The sequence below is a fragment of the Microcoleus sp. genome (assembly GCF_049646505.1).
Lineage (GTDB): Bacteria > Cyanobacteriota > Cyanobacteriia > Cyanobacteriales > Microcoleaceae > Microcoleus.
Genome location: NZ_JBARVX010000073.1, coordinates 51,621 through 76,554, shown reverse-complemented (window position 1 = coordinate 76,554; position 24,934 = coordinate 51,621). Strand labels below are relative to the sequence as shown.

Here is a 24,934-nt window from a genome sequence, read left to right as displayed (position 1 = left end):
CGGGCGTAGGGACTGCGATCGCCATAAATTAACTTTTGAAACTCGCGCCCGGTAATCTCGTTAGGATCGTCATTGCGGCGGGCGATTCCACCTTGAGTTTGATTCTTCGCTAAATCCAACTTTTCCTTAGCAAAAATTGGCTCTTGAATCACCTCCGCAAACAAGTCAAACACAGGTGCCAAATCTTCAGCTAAAGCACTAAAATTAGCAGTGCCAGAAGCAACATCAATCCCCGTTTCTACCGAAGCTGCTCGCTGTTCTAGCAACTGATTTAATTCATCAGCCGTATGCCGGCTCGTGCCGCCAGTTCGCATCACTTCTCCCGTCAAACCTCCCAATCCAATTTTATCCGCAGGTTCAAAGCGATCGCCCGTGCGAAATAGCGCCGTTCCCCCGACTAGCGGGAGTTCCCTGTCTTCCATCAGATAAACTCGGATGCCATTTTTTAGCTCGAAGCGAGTGTATTTAGGCAGTTTAATTTCTGGCACCGCCGGGAATGTTAATTCGTCATAATGTTTTGGCCCTGCCGCTAAGGAAGGCAACAAATTAAACGTGCCCAATGAAACAGTAAAAATGCAAAGCGATAGCAGAAATAACTTTACTTTTTTTAGTTTCAATTTAGTCCTTGTCATTCTTTCTCCTAAGTGTAATCTGTTGACAATTCGACGAGGCAGAGCCTCGGGATCTGCATTTCCAGGCAGAGCCTGGAAACGAGTGTTTTTTAACTTTTTAACTGGTTTAACTGGTTCCCTGGCTCTGCCTGGGAACCGATATCTAGAGGCTCTGCCTCGCTGATTTGAAATTAGACGAGGCAGAGCCTCGGGATCTGCATTTCCAGGCAGAGCCTGGAAACGAGCTAATAACTGATGACTAATGACTAATGACTAATGACTAATGACTTCCTTAAAGCGACAAAAGCTTGCCAATCGTGCGGTTTTCCGGGCGGAAAGTTGCCTGAGAAACTCGCTGAATGTCAGCAGGAGAAACAGCCGCTATCGCATCCAATTCCTGGAACAAATTTTTCCACGAACCAGTTTTTACTTGATAGTCCACCAGCGCAAATGCCATGCCCATATTAGAATTGAGCGATCGCAACAAACCCGCTCTCGCCTGAGTTTTCACCCGCTCCAATTCCATAGCAGAAACCGGCTCATTTTTTAGGCGATCGATTTCCTTGCTCAAAGCCGCAGCTACTTCATCAACCGTCTTGCCCGGAGCAGTTTGAGCGTAAAATAACATCAAATTCGGGTACTTTTCCCCCGGATAGCCGCTGAAACCTTGAGCAGCCAGCGCTAACTGCTTTTCTACTACTAAAGACTTGTAAAGCCGAGAAGTGCGGCCGCTGCTGAGCAAAGAACCAATGATTTCATAAACCGCATTGTCGGGATGATTCATCGCCGGCTTGTGGTATCCTTCCAAATACCAAGGTTGAGTTTTTAACTTCAGCGTGACTTCCTTAGTTTGCGTTTGCGGAGGCTCCACAATTTCCAATTCTGGAGGTGCTGGTTTCGCTTTGTAGCGGCCGAAATAAATTTGAGCCAGCCGCTTCACTTCCGAGGCTTTCACGTCTCCTACCACCGCTGCTGTTAGCTTGCTGGGGATGTAGTGAGTCTCAAAAAACTTCTGCACCTGTTCTCGTGTCAGGTTTTTAATGTCTTCAGTGGAGCCAATGACGGGGCGGCGGTAGGGATGAACGGAGAAGGCTGTGCTGGCAAAAGCTTCGACCATTTGTCCGATCGGAGAATTCTCAGTTCGCAGCCTCCGTTCTTCTAAAATTACCTGTTTTTCTTTGTAAAATTCCCGAAATACAGGTTCTAGAAATCGCTCTGATTCCAGCGACATCCACAGTTCTAATTTGTTAGCTGGGAGGCTGTAAAAATACATTGTCGAGTCGGTAGAAGTAGCGGCATTTAGTCCGACTCCGCCTGCTTGTTCGACAATTTTGCCGAATTCGTTGCGCTTGACAAATTGCCCTGCTTCTGCTTCAACTTTGTCCAATTCTGCTCTAAATTTGGCGACTTCTTCGGTTTTGCCGATCGCCTTGGCGGATTGCATTTGCTCGAAGAGTTCGTCTTGTTTTTCTAGCAGCGGCTTTTCGGCTTTGTAGTCGGTAGTGCCGATTTTTGGCGTGCCTTTAAAAGCTAAATGTTCGAGGTAGTGGGCGACTCCGGTTTGACCGTCGGGTTCGTTTGCGCCTCCTACGTCAGCGTGAATCAAAAACGATGCTACGGGCGATCGGGGCCTTTCGAGCACCACGAATGTCATGCCGTTGTCGAGCTTGAATTCGGTGACTTGCTCGATTACTCGATCGAGCGACGGTTGAACAGACATTGCTGGAGAGCCGTTAGCGGGGTTCTCGCGGGCGGAGGCGATTTGAGGGCAAATTCCCCACCACAGCATTACAGCAGCCAGCAGGGAGGCGATGAATCGAGTTGGGCGGGGCGATTCCCTAGGGAATAGCTTCGCCGCGCGTGGTTTTGGGAACTGCGGGATCATTCGATTTTAGATTTTAGATTGGGGATTTTGGATTGTCAAACAAATAAATGTTGGCGATCGATGCCAGGGATGCTTTTCTAAGGATAAAGATTTTTGGAGGCATAAGCGATCTGTTGCGCCGCAGATGTTAGGCTGATACAGCCAATCTCAAAAAGAATCTGGATCTCGGCGAGGAGTTTGAAGTTTAAGATTAAAGCCGCGCACAACTTAAAACTTAACATTATTTCGCCCGCCCGTCCCAAACCCGCAATTCCAAGTCACCAATTACCGATTGCAAAGCCATGCGAATTTTTAATCAGTCTCCTCCTTCAGAAACAGAAACCAAAAAGCGGATTTTACAAGCGGCTGTGCGCTTGTTTGCCCGCAGCGGATACGACGGTACGACAACTCGCGATTTAGCAGCGGCGGCGGGGGTGGCTGAGGGTACGCTATTTCGGCATTTTGATAATAAAAAAGCGATTTTGATTCAGGTGGCGACGGAAGGATGGGTGGAAATACTGACAGATTTGCTAACAGAATTGAGCGAGATGGGCAATTACAAAGCAGTGGCTCAGGTGATGCGGCGGCGGATGCTGAATATCCGCGAGAATAGCGATATGATGCGGGTGTGTTTTTTGGAGGCTCAGTTTCACCCGGATTTGCGCGATCGCATTCAGTTAGAAGTCATCGAAAAAATGAGCGTTGTAGCTGAGGCTTTTTTTGAAACGGCGATGGAAAAAGGAGTGTATCGGAAGATGAATCCGAAGATTGTCGCTCAGGTATTTTTGGGAATGTTTGCAGTAGCCGGTTTCAGTCAAAATACGATTGGAGAACCGAATGCTTCTCCGCAAGAAATGCAGGAAATGGCAGAAGGATTAGCAGATATTTTTCTGAACGGCGTTTTAATTAAGGATGAATAATTAGGGCAACAGGGAAAAGTTGTTATGAGCAAAGTTTTGGACTATTATATTCGGCCGCTAACGCAGGAAGACGAGCCTTTTTTGTGGCAAATGCTGTATGAAGCGGCGCACATGACAGAAGAAGGCGAATCAACGGTGGAAGCTGTTGTAAATCATCCTTTAATTGCTAAATATGTCAAGGATTGGGGACGTGCAAACGATCTGGGCTTCGCAGCGATCGCCTGCAACAGCAGTCAGCCTATAGGAGCGGCCTGGCTGCGTTTATTTACAGGGGATGACAAGGGATTTGGCTGGGTAGACGATACTATCCCGGAATTGGCGATCGCGCTTCTTCCAGAATATACAAATCAGGGTATAGGAACGCAGTTGTTGGATCGTCTGTTGTCAGCAGCCAAAGCATCTTATCGCTCGGTATCGCTGAGTGTCAGAAGCTCAAATCAAGCCCTGAGTTTGTACGAGCGCTGTGGATTTAAAGTAATTGAGGGAAGCGAGACAATCAACCGCACAGGAGGGACATCATTCACCATGAAAGTTGATTTTGATTGAGTGAATTATTACTCGTCGTTAAACTCGTACACTTGCTGCACCCAATTCTCCCGATTTTCCTGCCATTCATCGGACAATACTTCCCAAGTTGTATTGCTTTCTAGTTCCAGCAACAAACTTGATACTTCTTCCATAGTCGATGCTGAATGACAGTCTTCTACCCAACTTTTCCGGTAAAGTTTCCAGTAATTTTGCACTGCTTCCCACTGGATGTCTGATTCCAATTCAATTAGATATTCTGCTAGCTGTGACGGTTCTACGGCTGCTTGCACTTCTCTCACCCAACTGTCGCGACGTTCTTTCCATTCTTGCGTCACAGCTTCCCATGTGAGGTTGGTTTCAAACTTTAACAGTAACTGGTTCAGTTCTACCATATTAAATGTTTTCTTGTTTGCAGTTTGTGCTACGATTATACAAATTTTTAAAATTAACGGTGTTAAAAAAAAATTAAGATTGCAGTCGCAGTGAAACTGCGGAGTAGATAACTGAATAATGAACGATGAATTTATGTTAGGGATATTAGACATTCCCAGCGGTTGGCAGCGCGGGGAAGGCGACTGGGCTGGAGTGGCGGCTGCTATGAAGAGAGGAGAAACTGTAGAAGTAATTCAAGAAGTTGGTTCTACTTTGTGGCAAAACCGTCTGCCAGAAAATCATTCATTGTATTGGGAAGGGGAAAATCTGTCAACTATCAAAGGGCGAATTTGGATTAGTTTTACCCAGAGAAGATTTGCACCGGAATCTACTTTGCCAAAGGTTCAGTTGCACCCGCGAGTGTTGTGGGTAGGGATAGGTTGCGAAGGCGGAACGCCACGGGAATTAATCGAAACTGCGATTCAAAATGTCTGTCGCGGTTATCATTTAGCGGAAAGTGCGATCGCAGGTATTGCTACAATAGACGCTAAAGCAGGTGAAGTCGGCTTGCTGGAGCTTTGTGCAGCGCGAAACTGGCCGTTAAAAACCTTTGCTGCTGATATTTTAAATTCTGTAGAAGTTCCGAATCCTTCAAATGTGGTAGCGGCAAAAGTCGGGACTAAAAGTGTAGCAGAAGCCGCTGCACTTTGTGCGATCGCCCAAATTTTAACCGCCCGCCAACATCAAGAAACGCAGATATCCATCAGTCATCCGCGTTTATCTGCGTTTGGGGCTGTTTCCCATCCCCTCTTAGTTCCCAAAAAAATCTTTCGACCGCAAAAAAACCTAGGCTCTGTTACAGTAGCGGTTGCTGTTTGCCCGATCGAGTATCTGGGATAATCTATTACTGAGACAAAGTGTCGGCATTCACAAATCGACCGATCAAACCAGAAACAAATGACAAAACAATCGAACCAAACAAAGCCGGCCAAAAACCGTTAACCGCAAAGCCGATACTGAACGCACCCGCCAACCAGGAAGCTAGAGAAAGCGAGATTGCATTCACAACAAACAAAAACAAACCTAAAGTAATAATAGTCAAAGGCAGCGTCAGCAGTGTCAGGATCGGCCTGACAACCGCGTTCACCAATCCGATAACCACAGCAGCCACCATCGCCGCCGGAAAGCTAACTACCGCAATACCTGGTACAATGTTAGCTGTAATCACGAGCGAAACTGCGGCTACTATCCAAGTTAAGAAAAAACTTAGCATATCGTTTTTTTCATCTCCATCACTATTAATTGAGATTGTAACTGTTTGGTCGATCGACCCAAGTTCGGGATACACTACAAAATACCCACCTTGTGAGAATATCAGACTTATGAAACTCCGGCAACTAGCAGCATTCCTCTTAGCGCTAACTATCTTCATCCTCCCGCGGCCAGCACTGGCTCAATCTAAATATTACGATCCCCCGCTGTCCTTTAGCAACGCCGAACTTAGCAGACGCGATTTTTCCGGTCAAATGCTGCGGGCCGCTGAGTTTTCTAACGCTAAGATGGACTCAACTAATTTTTCTAATGCCGATTTGCGGGGAGCAATTATGAGCGCTTCGGTGATGACTCAGGCAAATTTGCACGGAGCAAATTTAACTAATGCCATGATCGATCAAATTAAATTTACTAAGGCAGATTTAAGCGATGCAAATTTAACAGAAACAATTTTGTTGCGCTCTACTTTTGATGGAGTTGATATCACCGGCGCTGATTTTACTGACGCAATTATGGATGGCGCACAAGTTAAAGAATTGTGCGCGAAAGCCAGCGGAATTAATTCTCAAACAGGGATTTCTACTCGCGATTCCTTGGGATGCCGCTGATTTATTTAGTGCTTGCCAATCATTGGCAAGTTCTAAATTTGGAGAGCAGTCAAATTATGAGTTATGAGTGCAAATATGATTGAAAAAACTCGTTTTTTTCCTCAGACTGACCCGCCACTTTCGCCACGGCAAATTCTGCCTACAATGTATGATTTACCAAGCGAAGACCCGGAGGAACCTGGTTTGCCTGACGAATATCATTGCTACCAGTCGCCTTTATTGCGGCACACTTTTCGGCCTGTCAATGTTGATTTAGATCGGGTTTTTGTTGGTATTGACCTCAATCTTTATTACGATTGGCAACATTCCAATTGGTACAAACGTCCTGATTGGTTTGCTGTTTTGGGCGTTTCGAGACTCTACGAAGGTGAAAATCTTCGTCTCAGTTACGTGATGTGGCAAGAGCAAGTTAGCCCGTTTGTTATAGTTGAATTGCTATCTTCAAGTACGGCAGATGAAGATTTAGGTCGTACAGTTAGCCAAGCAGGAAGACCACCGACAAAATGGTATGTTTATGAGCAGATTCTGCGCGTTCCTTATTACGTTGTTTTTAGTGGCACAACCAATGAAATTTTAGGATTTCGCTTGGTGGCTGGCGTTTACGAACAGGCAGAACTTATCGGCGGATGTTTGCCAATTCCTCAGTTAGGATTGAGTTTGGGTTTGTGGCAGGGAATTTATGAAAAGATCGATCGCACTTGGTTGCGCTGGTTTACACTCGAAGGGGAGTTAATTCTGACTCCGCAAGAGGAATCTGAACAACAAGCGGCTGAAGCTGAACAACAAACGGCTGAATCTGAACAGCGAGCGGCCGAATCTGAACAGCGAGCGGCCGAATCTGAACAGCGAGCGGCCGAATCTGAACAGCGAGCGGCTGAATCTGAACAGCGAGCGGCTGAATCTGAACAGCGAGCTCAAAGACTAGCAGCAAAACTTCGCGAGTTAAATATCGATCCCGATGAACTCCATTAGTTAGTAGGTGCGTCAGCTTTCAACCGTCAATTATTGATAAAATAACGCGCTGCTGACGCACCCTACAACTGTTTAAGTGCGGGCTAGAAGCCCACCCCACAATCAATCAATAAGCTGTGGGAGCATTTATACTGTATGTCAAAAAACAATAAAGCTCTTGTGGGGTGGGCTTCTAGCCCGCCCTGAATATGCAATGTTTGTTTGCGCGACAGCTTACAACAAATCAACTTTTTTGTGGAACGGGCTCTCTTGCCCGTTTAGGGCGGGCTAGAAGCCCACCCCACAATCAATAAATACAACAAATCAACTTTTTTGTGGAACGGGGCTCTTGCCTGTTCCTGACAGCATAAACCAGAATTACTGAGGCTTTGCTTTTTTCTGTGAAGCTTCATAATGCTCGCTCATTAACTGATTAACTTCTGGATTGTAAATCCGCAGATAATTCCAGTAATTCTCAAACACCGATTTCACGTATCCTTTCGTTTCAGGAAACGGAATCTTTTCTGCAAAAGCATCCGGATCGCTAAAATCAAACCTCTTCAACCAATCTGCTACTGCATTCGGCCCGGCATTGTAACTCGCCACAGCCAACATCGAGTTATTCTTGTATTCGTCGTGAGTGTGATCCAAATACCACGTACCGAGTTTAATATTGTCGTCCACATTCTCCAATGAATATTTTTTGAGACCGATTTTTTCAGCTACCCACTCTCCTGTTTCTGGCATTACTTGCATTAAACCTGTCGCGCCAACTACTGATTTAATAGCAGGCATAAACCGCGATTCTTGCCGGATCAATGCTGTTACTAATACTGTATTAATTTGGCGTTCTTGAGACCATTTGACTATGTTTTCCAAGTAAGGAAAAGGATAAAGTGCTTGCCAGTAAACTGGTTGCTGTCTGAGAGCGAGGTATTCGGTTCTATCGTCGGGTTTTTCGCGCTGCCGCAGGCTCCCAACCATCCACAAACCGTCTAAATTGTCTCCGACTCCAACTCGCATTAAACCGTCGGTAAACTGTTCGGCAACAGTCGGTTCTAGGCGGTTGGTAAATTCTGTTTGCCACAGCGTCCAAGCATCTCGATCTTGACCTAATTGATAGAGTTCTTTTAAGGCTGGAGAACCGGCGGTTGGTTCGGGGCGCTGGGGGGGTCTTACTACTTTGGGAGACAAATCTCGGACTGTGGTGAAGTCGCCTACTGGCCAGCCGAGAAATACGGCCGAACGCCACGCAAAATATGATTCTGGATAGCGTAAAATTGTGTATTCAAATGCTGTTTTGGCATCTTGTTCGCGGCCGAGTTGCTTTGCCCATTTCCCTACCCAAAATGCTGCTTCTGGAGCTTGTTCGCTGTCTGGATTGTTGGTGGTTAGTTCTCGCGCCCACTGCCAAGCTGATTTTAAATCTCCGGCTTTGGCATATTGTTGGGCGATCGCCCAACGGAGTTCGCCGGCTTTATCAGAATTGCTGTATTTTGTCAATAGCAATTTGCGGGTATCTGAGGCGGATTGAGCGCTGCCTGCTTTGTCGAGAAGTTTGGATTTGTCTAGCAAAGCTTCGGGGGCATAATTGGGAAATTTGCTAATTGCCCGATCGAGATAAACCATCGCATCCTTGGGTTCGCTCAGGCGCGACAGCCGAATTAAACCCAAACCACTATCTTCGGCATCGGGAAACTCCCGCACTAATTCTTGATAGGCAATTCTCGATTCCGGAATTTTGCCGCCCAGCCACAAACCGCGAGCTTTTCGGTAAAGATTTTGGGGGGTGCGGGGAGCTTTTCCGTAAGCAATAGCTCCTTTGCCGTAATCCTGTTTTTCCCAATACCCAAAGGCAATTTCTTCCCAATCTTCTGGTTTCAAACTAGCGCTGTTTTGCTGTACCAGTTGTTCTAATAATGTACCGTAATCTTTGACATAATGACCGTGTTTTGCTACTAACAGCATTAACTTTGGTTGGTTTGGATTTTGTTTTAACTCGCTCATGGCAATTTCTACGCTGCGGGGATGAGCGGGAAATTTAGTAGTTGCCTGCTGCCAATATTCCGATTTTGACTTGCCTAAAACATATAAAGCTTCCGCAGCTACTGGGTCGTCGGGATAATTTTTTAGCAGTTCTTCCCAAGCTTTTTGTGCTTTGCCTTTGTCCCCGCTTAATTCGTAAGCTCGGGCGCGTTTTTTGGCAATATGAGAAGCTAAAATAGGATATTGTTGCTCTAAATTGTCCAATAATTTTAATGCTTTGGTGGCATCTCCTTGCTGGATTAAATCGCTGGCAAGCAGGTAGCGGGCGCGGCTTTGAGGGGAGACTTCCTGCTGGGGATTGGTACTTGCAGGCTGCAGGGCTGCGAGTTCAACTAATTTCGCCGATCGCTCGCCCGGTGAGAGCGATACGAGCATCTTAACCGACGACGATGCGGAATTCCCTGCATCTAGGGGCTGCTGAGCCTTCTGGAACGGGCCGACACCCATCAATTTTGCTGCCGCCACCAAAGAGCCGAGCACCATCACGCAAACTGAAACGCTGATTAAAATAGAAAGTTGGGTTTTACGTTGCTTTAGCATGGGAAAATTTCAGATAATTAAGAATAGAAAATCGATCTCTTGTCAAGAGCCATCACAGCCAGGAGGGGTGTTCCACGCCATCGCAGGCATCGAACTCGTTCCACGCTGATATAGTACCAGAATTTATTTTGATGTGGAGCGTGGAATTTGTGCGGCCGACATATTTACCCGCACCTGCAAAACAAGCACAAACCACCAATGACAAAGTACAATCAAAAATCTCAAATCTAAAGTGTAAATCAAAACATGGAATTTCTAGTCACCGATAAACCCCGCTCTGCTTGGACGGGAGATGCTCTGGCAATTGGTCTGTTTGAGGACGCCGTGGAACTCACAGGCGACTTGGCACAATTAGATCGACAACTGGCAGGCACTTTGAAAGAGCTGATTCAGGAAGTAGATTTTAAGGGCAAAACGGGCACCAGCGCGATCGCCAGAGTCGGCGGCAACAATCCGATCCGCAAAATTGCGATCGTCGGTTTGGGCAAAACAGAGGACTTAAAATTAGACACCGTGCGGCAAGCTGCGGGCGTTTGCGCCAAGTTAGCCAAAAAAGAGAAATGTAAAACCCTCGGAATTAGCTTTCCTGTCTGGAAAAACGCCCCGGAAGCTACAGCAAGCGCGATCGCCGAAGGTGTAGAACTCTCCCTGCATCAAGACAACCGTTTCAAATCGGAACCCGACGATAAAACCCCGCAGGTCGAACAAATTCACTTGCTCGGTTTTGCCGGTACCGAAAGCGCGATCGCCCGCGCCCGCAAAATCACTGCCGGAGTCATTTTAGCACGGGAATTAGTCGCAGCGCCGGCAAATTATGTCACCCCAATTACAATGGCCGAAACCGCTCAAACTCTAGCTGCAGAATGCGGTTTAGAATTAGAAATACTGGAGCGGGAAGACTGTGAAAAACTCGGCATGGGAGCCTTTCTCGGCGTTGCCCTAGCATCCGATTTGCCGCCTAAATTCATCCATTTAACTTACAAACCCGAAGGTACACCGCGCCGCAAAATTGCGATTGTCGGCAAAGGATTAACCTTTGATTCCGGCGGTTTGAACATCAAGCCAACGGGTAGCGGCATCGAAATCATGAAAGTAGACATGGGCGGCGCTGCTGCTACTTTTGGGGCCGCAAAGGCGATCGGACACATCAAACCAGATGTCGAAGTTCACTTTATCAGCGCCGTCACCGAAAACATGATTAGCGGCCGCGCCATGCGCCCTGGAGACATCCTTACAGCTTCCAACGGCAAAACAATTGAAGTCAACAATACCGACGCAGAAGGCCGTTTAACCCTGGCTGACGCTTTGGTATTTGCTGATAAATTGGGAGTTGACGCAATTGTCGATTTAGCAACTCTGACCGGTGCTTGCGTAATTGCTTTGGGCGACGATATCGCAGGTTTGTGGAGTCCTCAAGATAGCGTCGCCGCCGAAATAGTCGCCGCCTCAGAATTGGCAGGCGAAAAGTTTTGGCGGATGCCGATGGAAGAGAAATATTTTGAGGGATTGAAAGCATTGCACGCTGACATGAAAAACACTGGGCCGCGTCCCGGCGGTTCGATTACGGCGGCGCTATTCTTGAAGCAGTTTGTCAAGGATACTCCTTGGGCGCATTTAGATATTGCCGGCCCGGTTTGGATCGAGAAAGAAAACGGTTACAACGGCCCCGGAGCCACTGGTTTTGGAGTTCGGACTTTGGTGCACTGGGCGCTGGGCGGCGCTTAATTAATTGTGGATTGTTGGCGCGTAAATTGATTTTTTCGCTGCTGTGAAAGTCCGCTAGTGCATCAATATTCCAGGGGTACGAAACCCCTGGATCGCCGATTGAGTTTCTGTCCGCTAAAACTACAAGAATTAGATTAGTTCGATCGGAATGCAAGTTCTCAGCAATCAAAGTCAGGCGCAGCGTACCTGGGAGCTTACATACAATAAAATTTATGGGTCTGCGACTGTAAAATAAAACTCTATTAGACCTCTTGCAAAAATCCTTTTCATCAATTGATCGGACGGGCCGGAGAGCCCGTCCTAATTATTTTTGCAAGAGGTCTATTATCATAATTGAAAAAATAATTTTTCCCGAAACAACAAGCAGGCAAATTTATGTATTCCCTCACTTCCCGGCAAGTAAGCATTGCCAGCCACCGGAAAGCAATCGCTCGTACTTGGGGAAAGCTTGCCGGGGATCGGCCGACACAGTTTTCAGATTCCCTGAAAAAATAGCTGTTTCCTAAAAAATGAAAAAAGTATATAATTATGTAAATATTTCAACCACCGAAATCAAATAATGATATTTGATGGGGTTTGCCTTGGTGCAAATAACTTTTTTCTTGAACTTTATGCAAGAACAATTAACAATTTTTTTTTCAACACTTCCTGTATCTGCCGCAGTCGGCTGCGACGCGCCGCAGGAGTTGCGACTGTACGCTGTTTTTGACTCGCTGGCGGCACTGGCTTATTTCTCTGTGGCGCTATCTTTGGTTTATTTTACCCGCCAGGGCGATCGCAGCAAGATTGGACGGCTGTTTGCTGTTGGTTTTTTTGCCTGCGGCGCGGCTGAATTGACGCAAGTTTGGGCGCTTTGGCATTCTATTTATTGGCTGTCGGTAACTCTCAAAGCTGCAAGTGCGGCGATTTTTTTGTTCTCAGCCGCAGTGGCGATCTTCCTGATGCCGAAAGCACTTGCCGAATCTGGTTTTAATCCAACAGAAAATCTGCAACAACTGCCGTTAAAACAACTAGAAGAACATGGGGAAAATCCCGATCTTCAGACAGGAGAATTGTCAAAACAATCGATCGCCCTTGCCACTGCAGACACTATTGTCGATCGCGCTTTAGCTATCAATTCGCTTGAAGAACAGTTAGAAAAAGAAATTGCCGACCGCCAGCGGGTTGAAGAAAAGTTGCAACTGACTCAACTGGCGATCGACCGATCGGCAGATGCGGTATTCTGGATGGGTTCCGACGGTAAATTTTTGTACGTCAACGACGCTGCTTGCTCTTCCTTGGGATATTCGGCGGCAGAATTGCTCGAGATGACTGTGCACGACATCAATCCAGATTTTCCCGAAACAGCTTGGAGTTTGCACTGGAAAGTCTTAAAACGCTGCGGTTCGGTTAATATTGAAGTTCACCACCTCACTAAGTACGGTCGAGTTTTTCCGGTGGAAATTACGATCGACCATTTGGAATTTAACGGTAAAGAATATCAGTGCGCCTTTGCTCGCGACATTAGCGACCGCAAGCAAATTGAAGCAGCTTTGCGGGAAAGAGAACAAGAATTTAGATCCTTAGTTTCTAACATTCCCGGTGCAGTTTATCGTTGCAGCGCGGCAGGGCGATCGAGCGTAACGTTTATCAGCAGCGGCATAGAAGCTATTGCCGGCTATCCGGCAGCTAACTTTATGATTCAACCGGTGCAGGATTTTTCTAGTCTAGTTCATCCCGATGACGCGGAGCCGAGCGAGCAAATTATCGATCGGGCGATTAAGACAAAACAACCTTACGCGATCGAATATCGCCTGATTCACAGCGACGGAAACGTGCGGTGGGTTGCAGAAAAAGGTCAAGCCATTTTCAACGCAGCAGGTCAAATTTTATCGCTCAACGGCGCTATTTTTGACATCACAGAGCGCAAAGTAGCGGAGGATGCTTTGCGGCTCTCCGAGGCGATCGCCAACAACAGAGCCCAACAGCTAGAAATCGCTCTCAAAGAACTCCGAGAAACCCAATCTCATCTAATTCATACCGAAAAAATGTCAAGTCTCGGTCAAATGGTAGCGGGAGTGGCTCACGAAATCAACAACCCTGTCAGTTTTATCTACGGCAATATTTCCTACGCCACCCAATACATGAAAGACTTGCTGCAGCTTGTGGAACTCTATCAAAAATACTATCCTCAGCCAACGGTAGAAGTTCAAGAATACATTGAAAACATCGATTTAGAATTTCTGAGAGAAGACTTAATAAAAATATTATCTTCGATGAAAATGGGAGCCGATAGAATTCGAGAAATAGTTTTGAGTTTGCGAAATTTCTCGCGTTTAGACGACTCGGTAAAGAAGTCTACCAACATTCACGAAGGTATAGACAGCACGCTGCTAATTTTGCATAACAAACTGCGAGCCAGAGCAGAATTTCCAGAAATAAAAGTAATTAAAAATTACGGCGAAGTTCCCTCAATTGAATGTTATGCAGGTCAGCTAAATCAGGTATTTATGAATCTGCTGAGCAACAGCATTGACGCTCTAGAAGATGCTTGCAACCAAAAAAAGCGTTCCTCTCCGAAGGCTGCGCTAACGGGCGGCGACTGGAAACCAACTATCAGCATTCGCACCGAAGCCCTTAACGAAAATAGTATTTGCATCAGGATTGCCGATAATGCAACCGGCATGACAGAAGACGTGCGCCTCCAATTGTTTGACCCATTTTTCACTACAAAACCGATGGGTAAAGGCACCGGTTTAGGGTTATCCATCAGCTACCGAATTGTTGTTGAAAAACACGGCGGAGCCTTGAGTTGCACTTCGGTTTTGGGTGAAGGGACGGAATTTGCGATCGAGCTTCCGCTATGAAAAATGTGTCTTGCAGACATAATTACTCGTTACCAGGCTCTGCGAAAGTAACGCAGATCCGGAGGCTCTGCCTCCATTTCTGCCTGACAAGACACACAGGCGAGGCAGAGCCCACCTAATCCTGTGCCGAGGCAATGCAGCAACTGACATTAGCTCAAGAGCGTCAGCGCCTAAAAACCAGTTGTTTCTTCCATCGTCGCCACTGCAATCAACTGTGAAACGGCACAGTCAATAAAGGCAAAAGCGTTAAAATCAACCAACCAAAAAACCACTTATTTACCTTTAAAACTAATTCAGGTTCTGCCAACAGCGCCTCTATCCTCTCTCCCAATCTATTTTGCGAACCGACAGCACCAACCACGCAATCTACATCAAAATTTCGGTGCGGATAACTCGCCACTAACAGCAAAGCTTCTGCTAACAATAAACCATCCACTCCCGCCGCCGCCTTGGCATCAGCCCGCAATTCCCGCAGCGTTAATAACTCTTCCCACAAAGCTTGTGTATTCGGCAGCCACAAAGTAATTTTTCGCAGCCATCCCAGCCAGAAAAACCAGAACGTATCGCGATAATAGTAGTGCGCTTGTTCGTGAGCAATTACTGCTTGCAGGTGAGCTGAGTCGAGGGTTTTCAACAATCCCGTACTGACTGCAAATTCGGTTTTCCAAAAACCAATTATAGCAGAAAATAGAGCAGGCGTGTCGAGAATTCTGATATTTTTTCCGGCTATCTTTTTTTGAGGACAGGTGCGAATTTGCTTTAAAAATAGATGGCCGTCTACCGCTAGCTTGACGCACAAAATTGCAGCTACGCTCAAAAAAGTTACAGCTAGAAAATAGCTAAACCATCCGTCCCAAAATCTTACCATTTGTCCCTGAGTTCCCATAAAAATCACTGCGATAGCTGTCGCGAGCAACAGCAGCGGTGGAAACAAGAAAAATAAGAGCGATCGCTGCCAGCGGCGGGCCCAATTTCCTGAATGAACAGACCATCTAATTCTCATACTGCTAGCAGCAATCAACGCCGATAAAATTAGGATTAAGTGCATTATTTTTTCTCCTTTCTAGCTTGGCGGACAGCTTGAATGCGAAGGGAAATTTCTTGTAATTGTTCGACTGTTGCTTGGTCGAGGCTGTCAGCAAATGCTGCTACAATATCGGGATTGCTAACTGCTAGGAACTTCTGCAAGCGATCGCAAGCAAACAGCGATCGGGCTTCTTCGCCAGAAACTAAAGGTTGCCAAGTGAATGTCCTTTCGCTTTTGTTACAAACCAGCCAACCCTTCTCCGTCAAGCGCCGCAGCACTGTTGTGACTGAAGCGTAGGCCAATTCGCGATCGGGATCGGCTAAAATGCGATCGTGCACGTCTTTGACTGTAGCAATTTCTAGCTCCCAAACTATATTTAAAATCTCAGCCTCCAAAGGGCCGAGAGAAAGTTGCTTGGGGCGGTAATTCGGCAGAGGATTCATAGGATTTTAGATTTTAGGTTTGAGATTTTAGGGATAATAGACTTCTTGCAAAAATAGTTAGGACCGGCTAGAAGCCATCCCATAAAAATCTTTTTTCTTGTGGGATGGGCTTCTAGCCCGTCCCAAAATTTGATTAAAAGGACTTTTGCAAGAGGTCTAATGTAATTAATTATCGATCGACAATACATCATCAAGGCTTTTTATCGACCGTTTCTTTAGAAAGGCTTAATCATAAACTTTGCTATTTACAAGTTTGACAAGCCGTCATTTGACAGTTGCAGCAAAAAGTGTAAAAATCAGGCCGGAATTACCTGAGTTGGTATTTTAAGTATCCCTAAATGAAAAAACAACTAATCTTGGCCTCAACCTTTGCAGGCACAGCTATTTTGGGCAGCTTTTGGGCGATTGACAGGCATCAAGCCACAGCCGCAGAAACTCAAGAAATCGAAATTAAATTTAGCGCAGCGGTAGGTGAAAAATCCTTTAACTGTGGCGAAAGCTACAGCAATTTAGGCACTTCTGCTGCTACCGTTACCCCTACAGATTTCCGCTTTTATATATCCGAAGTTGGTTTAATTGACGGTAGCGGCAAAGCAGTACCGCTCACTCTCAAACAAGACGGCAAATGGCAGCATCAAAACGTCGCTTTGCTAGATTTTGAGAACAAATCCGGTGCTTGCGCTAACGGAACAGCCGAAATTCGCGATCGAGTAATCGGCACAATACCTAAAGGCAACTACAAAGGCCTGCAATTCACCCTCGGCGTACCTTTTAGCCTCAATCACGAAGACGCAAGTCTCGCACCTTCGCCCCTCAATCTCACATCCCTGTGGTGGAACTGGCGCGGCGGCTACAAATTTCTGAGGATTGACATAAAAAATCAAATTGCTGACCAAAATCCCGGCAGCAAATCTGGCAAAGAAAGCAGTCAAATTGCTCACAGCGCAGGCAATCGCGGCGGCAGTCACGGTGGCGGATTGCAGGGTTTTATGATTCATTTAGGCAGCACGGGATGCAAAGCTGAAGGCAACAATCAAAAGCCGAATATTTGTGCAATTCCTAACACATCCCAAGTAATTTTTAGCAATTTCGATCCGACAAACAATACAGTTATTGCTGACCTAAAATCCCTAGTTTCTCAAACTAATTTAACAGCAAATCAAGCCAATACTCCGCCCGGATGTATGTCGGAACCGAATGACGGCGACTGCGCCGGAATTATGAAAAACTTAGGTTTGCCATTTGGAAATAAACCTGCTGCGGGACAAACTTTCTTTCAAGTTAAGTAATAAGCTGTCGCGCATTGAAATTGCGGCGTTGCTGAATACAAATATGAATTCAAGATTTCCCAATTGCTATAAGCCAAGTATGGTGAGCTTTGTAACATCAAGCGCAAAGTTGATTCATACCATGAATCAGCAACGCCTTTTTTTTACCGCAGAGGGCGCTCTTGGCGCAGAGAGAAGAGGGAAGAGAGGTCTTGTGGTAATGTGAAATTGCTCGTTACCAGGCTCTGCCTGGTAATGCAGATCCGGAGGCTCTGCCTCTGTTTATGACACACCTCAATCTCTATGTAATTGTCAAACCGCCGGCTACTTACAAAACATCAAATGAAGCGGAAAAAATTATCAACTCTGACTATTATCTGCATTTTATCATGCTTCCTAGCAATGAGTTTGAGTGCAGTATTATCCTCCACAAATTCCAGTTTAGCAAATCCACCCGATCCTACTTACAATTGGAACATTCCCGCTGGAATACCAAAACCAATTGTACCAGCCGACAACCCAATCAGCCAAGAAAAAGTTGAATTAGGCAGATATCTTTTCTACGAAAAACGCCTGTCAGTCACAGGAGAATTTTCCTGCGCTTCCTGTCACATTCAAGCGAAAGCTTTCACCGATGGCAAAACAGTAGGAGTCGGCGCAACCGGAGAAAAACACCCGCGCAATGCTATGAGTTTAGCCAACATTGGTTACAATTCCGTGCTAACTTGGGCAAATCCGCTACAAAATAAACTAGAATCTCAGCTATTAGTACCTTTGTTTGGCGAACACCCCGTAGAAATGGGAATGGTAGGGAAAGAACAGGAACTTTTGCTAATATTGCGATCGGATTCTCAATACCAAAAAATGTTTGCAGCAGCTTTTAGTCAAGAACCCAATCCTATTAATATTAGCAATTTAGCAAAGGCGATCGCCTCTTTTGAACGCACTTTAATTTCCCTGACTTCTCCCTACGACAGATACCGCTACAACGGCGACTCCGGTGCGATTTCAGCTTCAGCCAAGCGGGGCGAAGAATTATTTAACAGCGAACGTTTAGAATGCTTTCACTGCCACGGCGGACTAAACTTCTCAGATTCGATCGCGCACGATCGCCTAGCTTTCAAAGAAATAGCCTTTCACAATACAGGATTGTACAATCTTGACGGCAAAGGCGCTTATCCGCCCAAAAATACTGGAGTATACGAAATCACCAGCGAACCCTCGGACATGGGCAAATTCAAAGCACCAACCCTGCGAAATATTGCTTTGACAGCACCTTATATGCACGACGGAAGTATCAAAACCTTGCCAGAAGTTATCGGCCACTACAAAGCGGGTGGCAGAACTATTAAAAAAGGAGAATTTGCGGGAATAGGTAGCGAAAATCCGCTCAAAAGTAACTTTGTTTCTGGCTTCAAACTCAACGTGCAAGAACAGCGCGATTTGTTGGCTTTTTTGCACAGTTTAACTGATGAAGCTTTTATTACAAATCCTGCTTTTATCGACCCATTCGTTCGCAGTGAAGACTTGATTCCTTAAATTTTTAGGAGGAGTTCAGTCCTCACTACCAACCTATTTTATTCGCCGTAGCCGCCAGTAACCTTACCCCGAAATACAATGTAATTGTAGATGTTGTAAAAAATCATGATCGGGATAAGGAAGCCGATGAACACAATCATAAATACCAGCGCGCTGGGGGAAGCCGCAGCTTGGTAAATCGTAATTTTGGTCGGAATAATGTATGGAAAAACAATTAATCCCAAGCCCAGGAAAGTAAGCAGGAAAATCAATATTGTCCACACGAACGGCGTTTTTTCTTCTTTTTTTGCCAAACTTTTTAGCAGCATTCCCACCAGCAGCAATCCCAGCAAAGGAATCGCTACAAACACATAAACTAGCGGTTTTTCAAACAATTTCTCCCTGGTACTTTCGTAAAAAATCGGAGTGGCGATCGTAATTAAAACTGCTCCGATTAAAGTCGTCACTGCTGCAATTTTAGCAGTGCGATAGTGATTTGTTTGCAGTTCTCCGTCAGTCTTCATAATTAGATAGGTGGAACCGATCAAAACATAGCCTTGAACCAGCGTCAAAGCCACCAAGATCGATCGCCAATCCAGCCAATCCCAAGTTGTCCCCACAAAATGCCCGGCCTCATCCACCGCAATGCCTTCGAGCACCGCACCGAGGGCAAATCCTTGAGCTAAAGCAGCTAAGAAACTGCCGGCACCAAAAGCATAATTCCAGAATTTTTTCCGGTTAGAATGCTCGCGAAATTCAAAGGCGACAGCCCGAAATATCAAACCAAAAAGCATCATGCAAATCGGTATGTACAAAGCAGTCAAAATCGTGCCGTAAGCGAGGGGAAATGCCCCAAATAAAGCGCCTCCCATTAAAACCAGCCAAGTTTCGTTAGCATCCCAAACGTTGCCCAGACTGGTCATTAAAATGCCCCTGCGTTCCTCATCGTCAGCAGTCAAAGACAAAATTCCAACTCCCAAATCAAAACCGTCTAGCATGACGTAAAGGAGTAGAAATAGAGCCAAGACTATAAACCAAACTTGCGGGAGAAAATGCTCCAAAGCTTGCATAAAATCTCCTATTGTTGTGCTTCTGCTGGACGTTGATTGGGAATATGTTCTGCGGGTTGAGTTTCGATGGCGGGTTCATTCTCTAATCCCGGCACAGGTAGATTTAAATTCGGCCCTTTGCGGATAATTCTGCTGCCAAAATACAAGGCACAAACAAACAAAAAGCTGTAGATAACGGCAAAGCAGATGAGGGAAGTTAAAACATTGCTAGCGGGGATGTTCGATACACCATCAGCAGTGCGAATTTGCCCGTATAAAACCCAGGGCTGTCGGCCGACACAGCGCACTATCCAACCGGATTCTACAGCAATATATCCCAGCGGCGCAGCTAATACCCAAGCGCGCATCAGCCAAGCTTGATTGCTAATATTTTCGGGCGAAAGTTTGCCTCGCATCCACTGAATTATACTGAATAGCATCAATCCTAGAAAAAAGAATCCAATCCCGGACATGATGCGGAAAGAATAGTAGATTAAACCCACCATTCGGGGTCTATCTTCGGGCTTCCATTCTTTTAATCCGAGAACTGGTTCGGATAGTTTTTCTTTGAATTCCAGAACGTATCCTAAGCCATTGGGAATCTTAATTTCCCAGTCATTTTTTTGAGCTTTTTCGTTAGGTAAAGCCAGCAAAGTCCAATCGGCTGACTCTCCGGCTGGGGAGGTTTCCCACTTAGCTTCAATCGCAGCTAATTTGGTGGGTTGATAGCGATAAACTTGTTCGGCGCTCAAATGTCCGATGAATATCTGCAAAGGTGCAACGGCGATTGCTGTGGCTATGGCAATTTTTAATGATTTGGAAAAAAAGGCTTGGTTGCGCTTGTTAAGAATGTACCAAGCGCTAATCCCGCCAATTACAAACAGTGAAGTTTCTAACGTCGCAAAAAACATATGCAGAATGCTGTTTAATGCGAAGGGGTTGAGAATTGCTTGAAAGTAATCGCTGACAATGAACTTCCCGTTGACCATTTCTCCGCCCGCTGGAGTTTGCAGCCAAGAGTTGGCGACTAAAATCCAGACTGTGGAAAGGTTTGCGCCGAAGGCTACCATGATTGTAGCGAAATAATGGACGATCGGGTGAACGCGCTCCCAACCGAATAGCATAATTCCTAAAAAGCCTGCTTCTAGCATAAATGCCATTGAAGCTTCAAAGCCTAAAATGCTGCCAAAAAAGTCACCAACAGCTTCCGAAAATGGGGCCCAGTTTGTGCCGAATTGAAATTCCATCGGAATCCCGGAAGCTACTCCAATCCCGAAGTTGAGGACGTAGAGTTTCGACCAAAAACGAGCGTGGTGGTAGTATTCGGGATTGCGAGTTTTCAGCCACATTCCTTCAACAATTACCAGATAAATCCCCATTCCGGTAGTCAGAACTGGCCACAGCATATGGAATATTGCCGTTAGCGCAAATTGCATCCGCGACAGCGCGACGGTGTTTGATAAGATATCCATTGTTATATCCTTTAGTCAGTTCAAGAGAGGTTAGTTTGAACAATTTCCAGAATTGACACTGGTTATAATGTAATGTAAAAATTTGTGACATTTTGTAGGGTTGGCAATTTTTAAGGTTTTATACAGATTTGATCGGAATTATTTAACCGCAGAGAACGCAGAGAACGCAGAGAAAGAGAAGAGAGAGACGAATAATTCTGATGAAGATGGTATATGATATTACCGAAGGTTGGGTGGGGCGGGTTTATGAGATTTTGGGTTTTAGGCGTTTATTGGCAGGTTTACCCGCCCCTACAATATTTATGTTCGGTGATGGAAAGAGGATCTTAGCGAACTGTGACTGTATAACTCAGTTTGAAGGGTTTAAAATTAGCTGCGGTTTTTGCTGTTCCGCTCAATTGAAGTTCGTAAATGCCAGCTTTGGGAAATACGATATCGGCTCCCGGAATGCCTCTGTATTTCTCGGCAGATATGGCTTTAAGAGGCGGCTGCATCAGGGGCTTATCCCCCTGTTTGTGTTGTTTCGGATATACCGCTAATTTGCAGTTACACTGCTCTAGTGGGATTATTTGACCGCCCCTGCGAGTCAGGGCAAACCAAACTCTGGCGGTTTCTCCGGCGCGGGGGTTGTGGTTGGGTTCTAGGTGAAAGGTAGCGGCTACATCGCCGGAAACTTCGACTTCGTGGGCCAGAACAGAAGTTGAATTGAAGTGTGGTGCTGTGGGAATTGCTGCTTCAATGAGCAATCCTAAAAAAACTAATATTCCCAAAATTTTATTTTGGTTTGACAGGCGCAACATAAAAATTCTCCAGTGATAAAATTGACCAAAATAAGCGCGATCGCACGCACAAAACTAATACTGCAACTACGGCTAAAACGGCGGTCAGCAGTTGATGGTGCAACTTCGATTCAAAGCCGCCGAAATAGTGGGAACCGATGAGGGCTGCGTGTACAGCGGACAGCAAAAAAGCGGGGACGGTTAACAGGTGAAGCATTCGCCAGAGTTTGCCTAAATAATGTTGAAGGCGATCGACACTTGTTACCGCTGCAGGTACCATCAACAGCAGCGACAGCATCCCAGCTAGGATTCCCCACTGATGCTGCGGCAACATGAAAGACACGGCATCAAAATTCCACTTCAGCGTATGATCCAGCATATAAAACGTGTGGGCGACTGCTAGGATAAACGCGCCGACACCCACAGCGCGGCGGTAGCGCAGCAGTGCCGGCAAAAACTTGCTAACGGGACGCGCCAACAGTGCTAGCATCAAGCACAGCAGGGCTGCGTGGCCGGTCAAATCGACCATTTCGTCGGTTCGCAGCAGGGTAATAATCCCGATCGCCACCGTCACCCAGCCGCCCATCCGAAACAGTTGACTGCGCGTGTCAGCGCTCAACCTGCCGGCGAAAAAACCTACTCCCAGCATGGTTGGGAGTGTTCCCAATCCGAAAGCCAGCATGGTTGCCGCGCCCAAAACCGCATTTCCGGTTTCTGCTGCTTTAATTTGGGCGGCGTAGAGGAAACCGCAGGGAATTAAACCCCAAAGCAAGCCCAAAGCGACGGGCACCCACCATTTTTTTTGCGCCGAAAGCTTGTTCATTGCTTGTCCGACTCGATCGTGCGAAATTGGGTGCAACAGCGGCAATCTGGGCAGCAAATCTGGTTTAATTTGGACTGTGCCGAACCAAATCAGCATTGTACCTGTTAGAAGTGCGATCGCCCGCCGCCATCCGCTACCAGTCCCAGCCATTTGTCCGCCAGCAATTAATACCGAACCCAGTCCGCCAATTGCAGCACCAACTAAGGCGTAGGCCGCAATTCTTCCCGCATTTAATAGCAGGTGAAAGCGCAGGGAAGCAGCTTTTTGTTTGCCAGTCGCCGACAGGGAAAACGCCACTGTCAGCGGGCCGCACATTCCCGCGCAGTGTCCGAAACTGCCGAGAAATCCGACAGTGCTAATTAGCAGGAGGTCTAGCATTTTGAGTCAGTAGTTAGCTTTCACGTCATTAGTTTTTTAACTGCTGATTGATGGATGACTGCTGACAATAATAAATGCAGCCTCTCGATTTTGTCAAAAGACAGCCTGTCAAATTTATCTAAATTTTATCTCAATCAAAGGGGCGGGTTTATTTGTCGCCTGAGTTAGATTATTTTTCCAAAAATGTGCAACAGTATCAATGGCAGGTTGTTTAATATTTTGGCTGATATAGAAATCCTAAGTGATTTACTCGTTCTACTCGTTACCAGGCAGAGCCTGGTAATATCAATTCCTCTCTTCATCGTCCTGTATTCATTTCTCTCTGTGTTCTCTGTGTTCTCTGTGGTTAAATCATTCCGATGCAACCGAAAACGATATAACAAGTAGAAACTGAAGTCGCTGTAAGCCATACATTAATTACCAATGACTAATGACTACTGACTATTTTTTTTCTGGATGAGCCGCCGCTGGCGAAGTCGCCCCCATTTCATTGATAGCAGCAATTAGCTGATAAAGCCGCCCCGAATCCCGCTGGTTGAAATGCAAAACTAGGCGAGGTAAATCAAAGGTTTCATCTCCTATTTCTGGAGGCAGAGCTTGACTTTTTTCGATTTTTCCGGTGACGACAATATCGCTAAAATCAGTATTTAGCCGATCGACATTTTCCTCAGAAAGCTCAGTTTTCAAGCGAATTACCAGTTTTTCGCGCACGTAGCGGCAGGAGTGATAAACCAGATAAAAACTTGCGATCGCCTCGCAAGCCACGTTTACATCGTCAGTAATCGTATACAGGCTGCGATCGTTGGCTGAAATAAAACCCCGGTCTCGCAATTGTTTTTGCACAAAAGTATTCCAGTCAAGCCAATAATCTCCTCCCGGTCGATCGAGCAATACCAAAGGAGCAGGCCCGAACTTGCCTGTTTGAGTCAAAGTCAGACACTCAAAAGCCTCGTCCAGAGTGCCGAAACCGCCCGGAAACAAAGCCAAAGCATCGCTCTCCCGGAGAAAGAATAGCTTGCGAGTGAAAAAATATTTAAAATTGAGCAACTTGGAGTCGCCTGCAACAAAAGGATTGGAACCTTGCTCGAAAGGCAACTGAATATTTAGGCCAAAAGAACGTTCCGCAGTCGCCCCTTCGTTCCCCGCCTGCATGATCCCCCCGCCGCCGCCAGTAATCACCATAAATCCCTGCTGGGCGATCGCCCGCGCAAAATCTCTGGCCATCAAATATTCCGGCGATTCCGGGGACACCCTCGCCGAACCAAAAATCACTATTTTGCGAACGTGGCGGTAAGGATAAAACATGGAGAAAGCCTTTTCCATATCTCGCAGAGACGACGAGATAATTTTCCAGTCAAGGCGGTCGAAATCCTCTCCGGCCATTTGCACTATAGTAGAGAGCGATCGTTCGATCCACTCTGAGTGCTTCAACATTGGCAGGCGAGCGATGGATTCGATCACATCAGCTTGGAGGGATTCAAAACCTTGACCAGAAGGAACCATGAATTTTTCCGAAACGGTAACAATTTGTCACTATAAAAAATTAAGGGGCAAGCCAAATTTTAGAAGCACAGCCACCAGCAAATCGCCCTGCTGGCCGCTAATAACTTTTCCAGTAGCTTTGCCCCGTTCTGAAGCGAGCGCGGCTTTCGCTGCAAAAAAAACAGCGCTAAACGGCTCGCAGTTCGGTTAAACTTACATCCTGCACCATTGTCAAGAACAGGCAAGATGCCTGTTCCACAAAAGATGAATTTTCGTTGTGGGGTGGGCAGGAGAGCCCGCCCGTCAAAGGTTTATTGACAATGGTGCTTTTCTGTTGGGTTAAACTCATATCTTGCACCATTGTCAGCAACGGGCTAGAAGCCCGTTCCACAAAGAGTGAATTTCTTGTGGG

At 46.2% G+C, this 24,934-nt stretch carries 22 protein-coding genes; 9 read left to right on the top strand and 13 right to left on the bottom strand.

What is annotated here, in order from left to right:
* A partial coding sequence (locus WBA89_RS04015; protein ID WP_424404242.1) for a M16 family metallopeptidase occupies positions 1 to 632 on the bottom strand: 632 nt, incomplete at its 3' end.
* Positions 633 to 903: 271 nt separating this feature from the next.
* Complete coding sequence (locus WBA89_RS04010) at positions 904 to 2,496, bottom strand: M16 family metallopeptidase (RefSeq protein ID WP_424404241.1); 1,593 nt, start codon at positions 2,494 to 2,496, stop codon at positions 904 to 906.
* A 281-nt stretch (positions 2,497 to 2,777) separates the two neighbouring features.
* Between WBA89_RS04010 and WBA89_RS04005 the strand changes: the two genes are divergently transcribed.
* Positions 2,778 to 3,395: a TetR/AcrR family transcriptional regulator gene (locus WBA89_RS04005; RefSeq protein ID WP_424404240.1), complete on the top strand. Its 618-nt coding sequence runs from the start codon at positions 2,778 to 2,780 to the stop codon at positions 3,393 to 3,395.
* A gap of 24 nt (positions 3,396 to 3,419) precedes the next feature.
* On the top strand, positions 3,420 to 3,941 hold the full coding sequence (locus WBA89_RS04000) for an N-acetyltransferase family protein (RefSeq protein ID WP_424404239.1): 522 nt from the start codon (positions 3,420 to 3,422) through the stop codon (positions 3,939 to 3,941).
* 8 nt (positions 3,942 to 3,949) lie between these two features.
* Here WBA89_RS04000 and WBA89_RS03995 read toward each other — a convergent pair whose 3' ends face one another.
* Positions 3,950 to 4,315, bottom strand: coding sequence for a hypothetical protein (locus WBA89_RS03995; protein ID WP_424404238.1), 366 nt, complete (start codon positions 4,313 to 4,315; stop codon positions 3,950 to 3,952).
* A 118-nt stretch (positions 4,316 to 4,433) separates the two neighbouring features.
* Between WBA89_RS03995 and WBA89_RS03990 the strand changes: the two genes are divergently transcribed.
* On the top strand, positions 4,434 to 5,195 hold the full coding sequence (locus tag WBA89_RS03990) for a cobalamin biosynthesis protein (protein WP_424404237.1): 762 nt from the start codon (positions 4,434 to 4,436) through the stop codon (positions 5,193 to 5,195).
* A 4-nt stretch (positions 5,196 to 5,199) separates the two neighbouring features.
* On the opposite strand, the gene WBA89_RS03985 is transcribed toward WBA89_RS03990, so the two are convergent.
* Entirely contained in the window at positions 5,200 to 5,568 is a 369-nt protein-coding gene (locus WBA89_RS03985; RefSeq protein ID WP_424404243.1) for a phage holin family protein, read from the bottom strand.
* 109 nt (positions 5,569 to 5,677) lie between these two features.
* Here WBA89_RS03985 and WBA89_RS03980 point away from each other — a divergent pair, with 109 nt between their 5' ends.
* Both WBA89_RS03980 and WBA89_RS03975 read left to right on the top strand, forming a co-directional pair.
* Positions 5,678 to 6,175, top strand: coding sequence for a pentapeptide repeat-containing protein (locus tag WBA89_RS03980; protein WP_424404236.1), 498 nt, complete (start codon positions 5,678 to 5,680; stop codon positions 6,173 to 6,175).
* 63 nt (positions 6,176 to 6,238) lie between these two features.
* Positions 6,239 to 7,147 (top strand): Uma2 family endonuclease, encoded by a 909-nt coding sequence (locus WBA89_RS03975; RefSeq protein WP_424404235.1) that lies wholly within the window; start codon positions 6,239 to 6,241, stop codon positions 7,145 to 7,147.
* A gap of 357 nt (positions 7,148 to 7,504) precedes the next feature.
* Here WBA89_RS03975 and WBA89_RS03970 read toward each other — a convergent pair whose 3' ends face one another.
* Positions 7,505 to 9,712 carry a transglycosylase SLT domain-containing protein gene (locus tag WBA89_RS03970; RefSeq protein ID WP_424404234.1) on the bottom strand — a complete coding sequence of 736 codons (2,208 nt, stop codon included), beginning with the start codon at positions 9,710 to 9,712 and terminating at the stop codon, positions 7,505 to 7,507.
* 246 nt (positions 9,713 to 9,958) lie between these two features.
* Here WBA89_RS03970 and WBA89_RS03965 point away from each other — a divergent pair, with 246 nt between their 5' ends.
* Entirely contained in the window at positions 9,959 to 11,437 is a 1,479-nt protein-coding gene (locus WBA89_RS03965) for a leucyl aminopeptidase (RefSeq protein ID WP_424404233.1), read from the top strand.
* A gap of 611 nt (positions 11,438 to 12,048) precedes the next feature.
* Entirely contained in the window at positions 12,049 to 14,283 is a 2,235-nt protein-coding gene (locus WBA89_RS03960; RefSeq protein WP_424404232.1) for a PAS domain-containing sensor histidine kinase, read from the top strand.
* A 208-nt stretch (positions 14,284 to 14,491) separates the two neighbouring features.
* Here the strand turns inward: WBA89_RS03960 and WBA89_RS03955 are convergent, their stop codons facing one another.
* Positions 14,492 to 15,331, bottom strand: a complete 840-nt coding sequence (locus WBA89_RS03955) for a M56 family metallopeptidase (RefSeq protein ID WP_424404231.1) — start codon at positions 15,329 to 15,331, stop codon at positions 14,492 to 14,494.
* The gene (locus WBA89_RS03950) at positions 15,331 to 15,753 is read right to left on the bottom strand and encodes a BlaI/MecI/CopY family transcriptional regulator (RefSeq protein ID WP_424404230.1); all 423 of its coding nucleotides are present in this window, start codon (positions 15,751 to 15,753) and stop codon (positions 15,331 to 15,333) included. Before WBA89_RS03950 ends, WBA89_RS03955 begins: the two co-directional genes overlap by 1 nt.
* Before the next feature lie 338 nt (positions 15,754 to 16,091).
* On the opposite strand from WBA89_RS03950, the gene WBA89_RS03945 reads away from it, so the two are divergent.
* Both WBA89_RS03945 and WBA89_RS03940 read left to right on the top strand, forming a co-directional pair.
* Entirely contained in the window at positions 16,092 to 17,042 is a 951-nt protein-coding gene (locus WBA89_RS03945; protein ID WP_424404229.1) for an MbnP family copper-binding protein, read from the top strand.
* Between the two features lie 321 nt (positions 17,043 to 17,363).
* Entirely contained in the window at positions 17,364 to 18,560 is a 1,197-nt protein-coding gene (locus WBA89_RS03940) for an MbnH family di-heme enzyme (RefSeq protein ID WP_424404228.1), read from the top strand.
* Between the two features lie 38 nt (positions 18,561 to 18,598).
* Here WBA89_RS03940 and cydB read toward each other — a convergent pair whose 3' ends face one another.
* The 6 genes from cydB to WBA89_RS03910 all read right to left on the bottom strand — a co-directional run bounded on the left by cydB (position 18,599) and on the right by WBA89_RS03910 (position 24,913).
* Complete coding sequence (gene cydB, locus WBA89_RS03935; protein WP_424404227.1) at positions 18,599 to 19,609, bottom strand: cytochrome d ubiquinol oxidase subunit II; 1,011 nt, start codon at positions 19,607 to 19,609, stop codon at positions 18,599 to 18,601.
* Between the two features lie 8 nt (positions 19,610 to 19,617).
* Positions 19,618 to 21,060, bottom strand: coding sequence for a cytochrome ubiquinol oxidase subunit I (locus WBA89_RS03930; RefSeq protein ID WP_424404226.1), 1,443 nt, complete (start codon positions 21,058 to 21,060; stop codon positions 19,618 to 19,620).
* 326 nt (positions 21,061 to 21,386) lie between these two features.
* A complete protein-coding gene (locus tag WBA89_RS03925; RefSeq protein WP_424404225.1) occupies positions 21,387 to 21,860 on the bottom strand; it encodes a hypothetical protein in 474 nt (157 codons plus the stop codon).
* Positions 21,835 to 23,040 carry a sulfite exporter TauE/SafE family protein gene (locus WBA89_RS03920; RefSeq protein WP_424404224.1) on the bottom strand — a complete coding sequence of 402 codons (1,206 nt, stop codon included), beginning with the start codon at positions 23,038 to 23,040 and terminating at the stop codon, positions 21,835 to 21,837. The genes WBA89_RS03925 and WBA89_RS03920 overlap by 26 nt, the downstream gene beginning before the upstream one ends.
* A gap of 441 nt (positions 23,041 to 23,481) precedes the next feature.
* Positions 23,482 to 24,543, bottom strand: a complete 1,062-nt coding sequence (locus tag WBA89_RS03915; protein ID WP_424404223.1) for an LOG family protein — start codon at positions 24,541 to 24,543, stop codon at positions 23,482 to 23,484.
* Between the two features lie 166 nt (positions 24,544 to 24,709).
* Entirely contained in the window at positions 24,710 to 24,913 is a 204-nt protein-coding gene (locus WBA89_RS03910) for a hypothetical protein (protein ID WP_424404222.1), read from the bottom strand.
* Positions 24,914 to 24,934: the final 21 nt, after the last annotated feature.

Bases quoted from the DNA above. Each gene is read 5' to 3' on its own strand.
- WBA89_RS04010 (WP_424404241.1), bottom strand. From the start codon at position 2,496: ATGATCCCGCAGTTCCCAAAACCACGCGCGGCGAAGCTATTCCCTAGG.
- WBA89_RS04005 (WP_424404240.1), top strand. From the start codon at position 2,778: ATGCGAATTTTTAATCAGTCTCCTCCTTCAGAAACAGAAACCAAAAAG.
- WBA89_RS04000 (WP_424404239.1), top strand. From the start codon at position 3,420: ATGAGCAAAGTTTTGGACTATTATATTCGGCCGCTAACGCAGGAAGAC.
- WBA89_RS03995 (WP_424404238.1), bottom strand. From the start codon at position 4,315: ATGGTAGAACTGAACCAGTTACTGTTAAAGTTTGAAACCAACCTCACA.
- WBA89_RS03990 (WP_424404237.1), top strand. From the start codon at position 4,434: ATGAACGATGAATTTATGTTAGGGATATTAGACATTCCCAGCGGTTGG.
- WBA89_RS03985 (WP_424404243.1), bottom strand. From the start codon at position 5,568: ATGCTAAGTTTTTTCTTAACTTGGATAGTAGCCGCAGTTTCGCTCGTG.
- WBA89_RS03980 (WP_424404236.1), top strand. From the start codon at position 5,678: ATGAAACTCCGGCAACTAGCAGCATTCCTCTTAGCGCTAACTATCTTC.
- WBA89_RS03975 (WP_424404235.1), top strand. From the start codon at position 6,239: ATGAGTGCAAATATGATTGAAAAAACTCGTTTTTTTCCTCAGACTGAC.
- WBA89_RS03970 (WP_424404234.1), bottom strand. From the start codon at position 9,712: ATGCTAAAGCAACGTAAAACCCAACTTTCTATTTTAATCAGCGTTTCA.
- WBA89_RS03965 (WP_424404233.1), top strand. From the start codon at position 9,959: ATGGAATTTCTAGTCACCGATAAACCCCGCTCTGCTTGGACGGGAGAT.
- WBA89_RS03960 (WP_424404232.1), top strand. From the start codon at position 12,049: ATGCAAGAACAATTAACAATTTTTTTTTCAACACTTCCTGTATCTGCC.
- WBA89_RS03955 (WP_424404231.1), bottom strand. From the start codon at position 15,331: ATGCACTTAATCCTAATTTTATCGGCGTTGATTGCTGCTAGCAGTATG.
- WBA89_RS03950 (WP_424404230.1), bottom strand. From the start codon at position 15,753: ATGAATCCTCTGCCGAATTACCGCCCCAAGCAACTTTCTCTCGGCCCT.
- WBA89_RS03945 (WP_424404229.1), top strand. From the start codon at position 16,092: ATGAAAAAACAACTAATCTTGGCCTCAACCTTTGCAGGCACAGCTATT.
- WBA89_RS03940 (WP_424404228.1), top strand. From the start codon at position 17,364: ATGAAGCGGAAAAAATTATCAACTCTGACTATTATCTGCATTTTATCA.
- cydB (WP_424404227.1), bottom strand. From the start codon at position 19,609: ATGCAAGCTTTGGAGCATTTTCTCCCGCAAGTTTGGTTTATAGTCTTG.
- WBA89_RS03930 (WP_424404226.1), bottom strand. From the start codon at position 21,060: ATGGATATCTTATCAAACACCGTCGCGCTGTCGCGGATGCAATTTGCG.
- WBA89_RS03925 (WP_424404225.1), bottom strand. From the start codon at position 21,860: ATGTTGCGCCTGTCAAACCAAAATAAAATTTTGGGAATATTAGTTTTT.
- WBA89_RS03920 (WP_424404224.1), bottom strand. From the start codon at position 23,040: ATGCTAGACCTCCTGCTAATTAGCACTGTCGGATTTCTCGGCAGTTTC.
- WBA89_RS03915 (WP_424404223.1), bottom strand. From the start codon at position 24,543: ATGGTTCCTTCTGGTCAAGGTTTTGAATCCCTCCAAGCTGATGTGATC.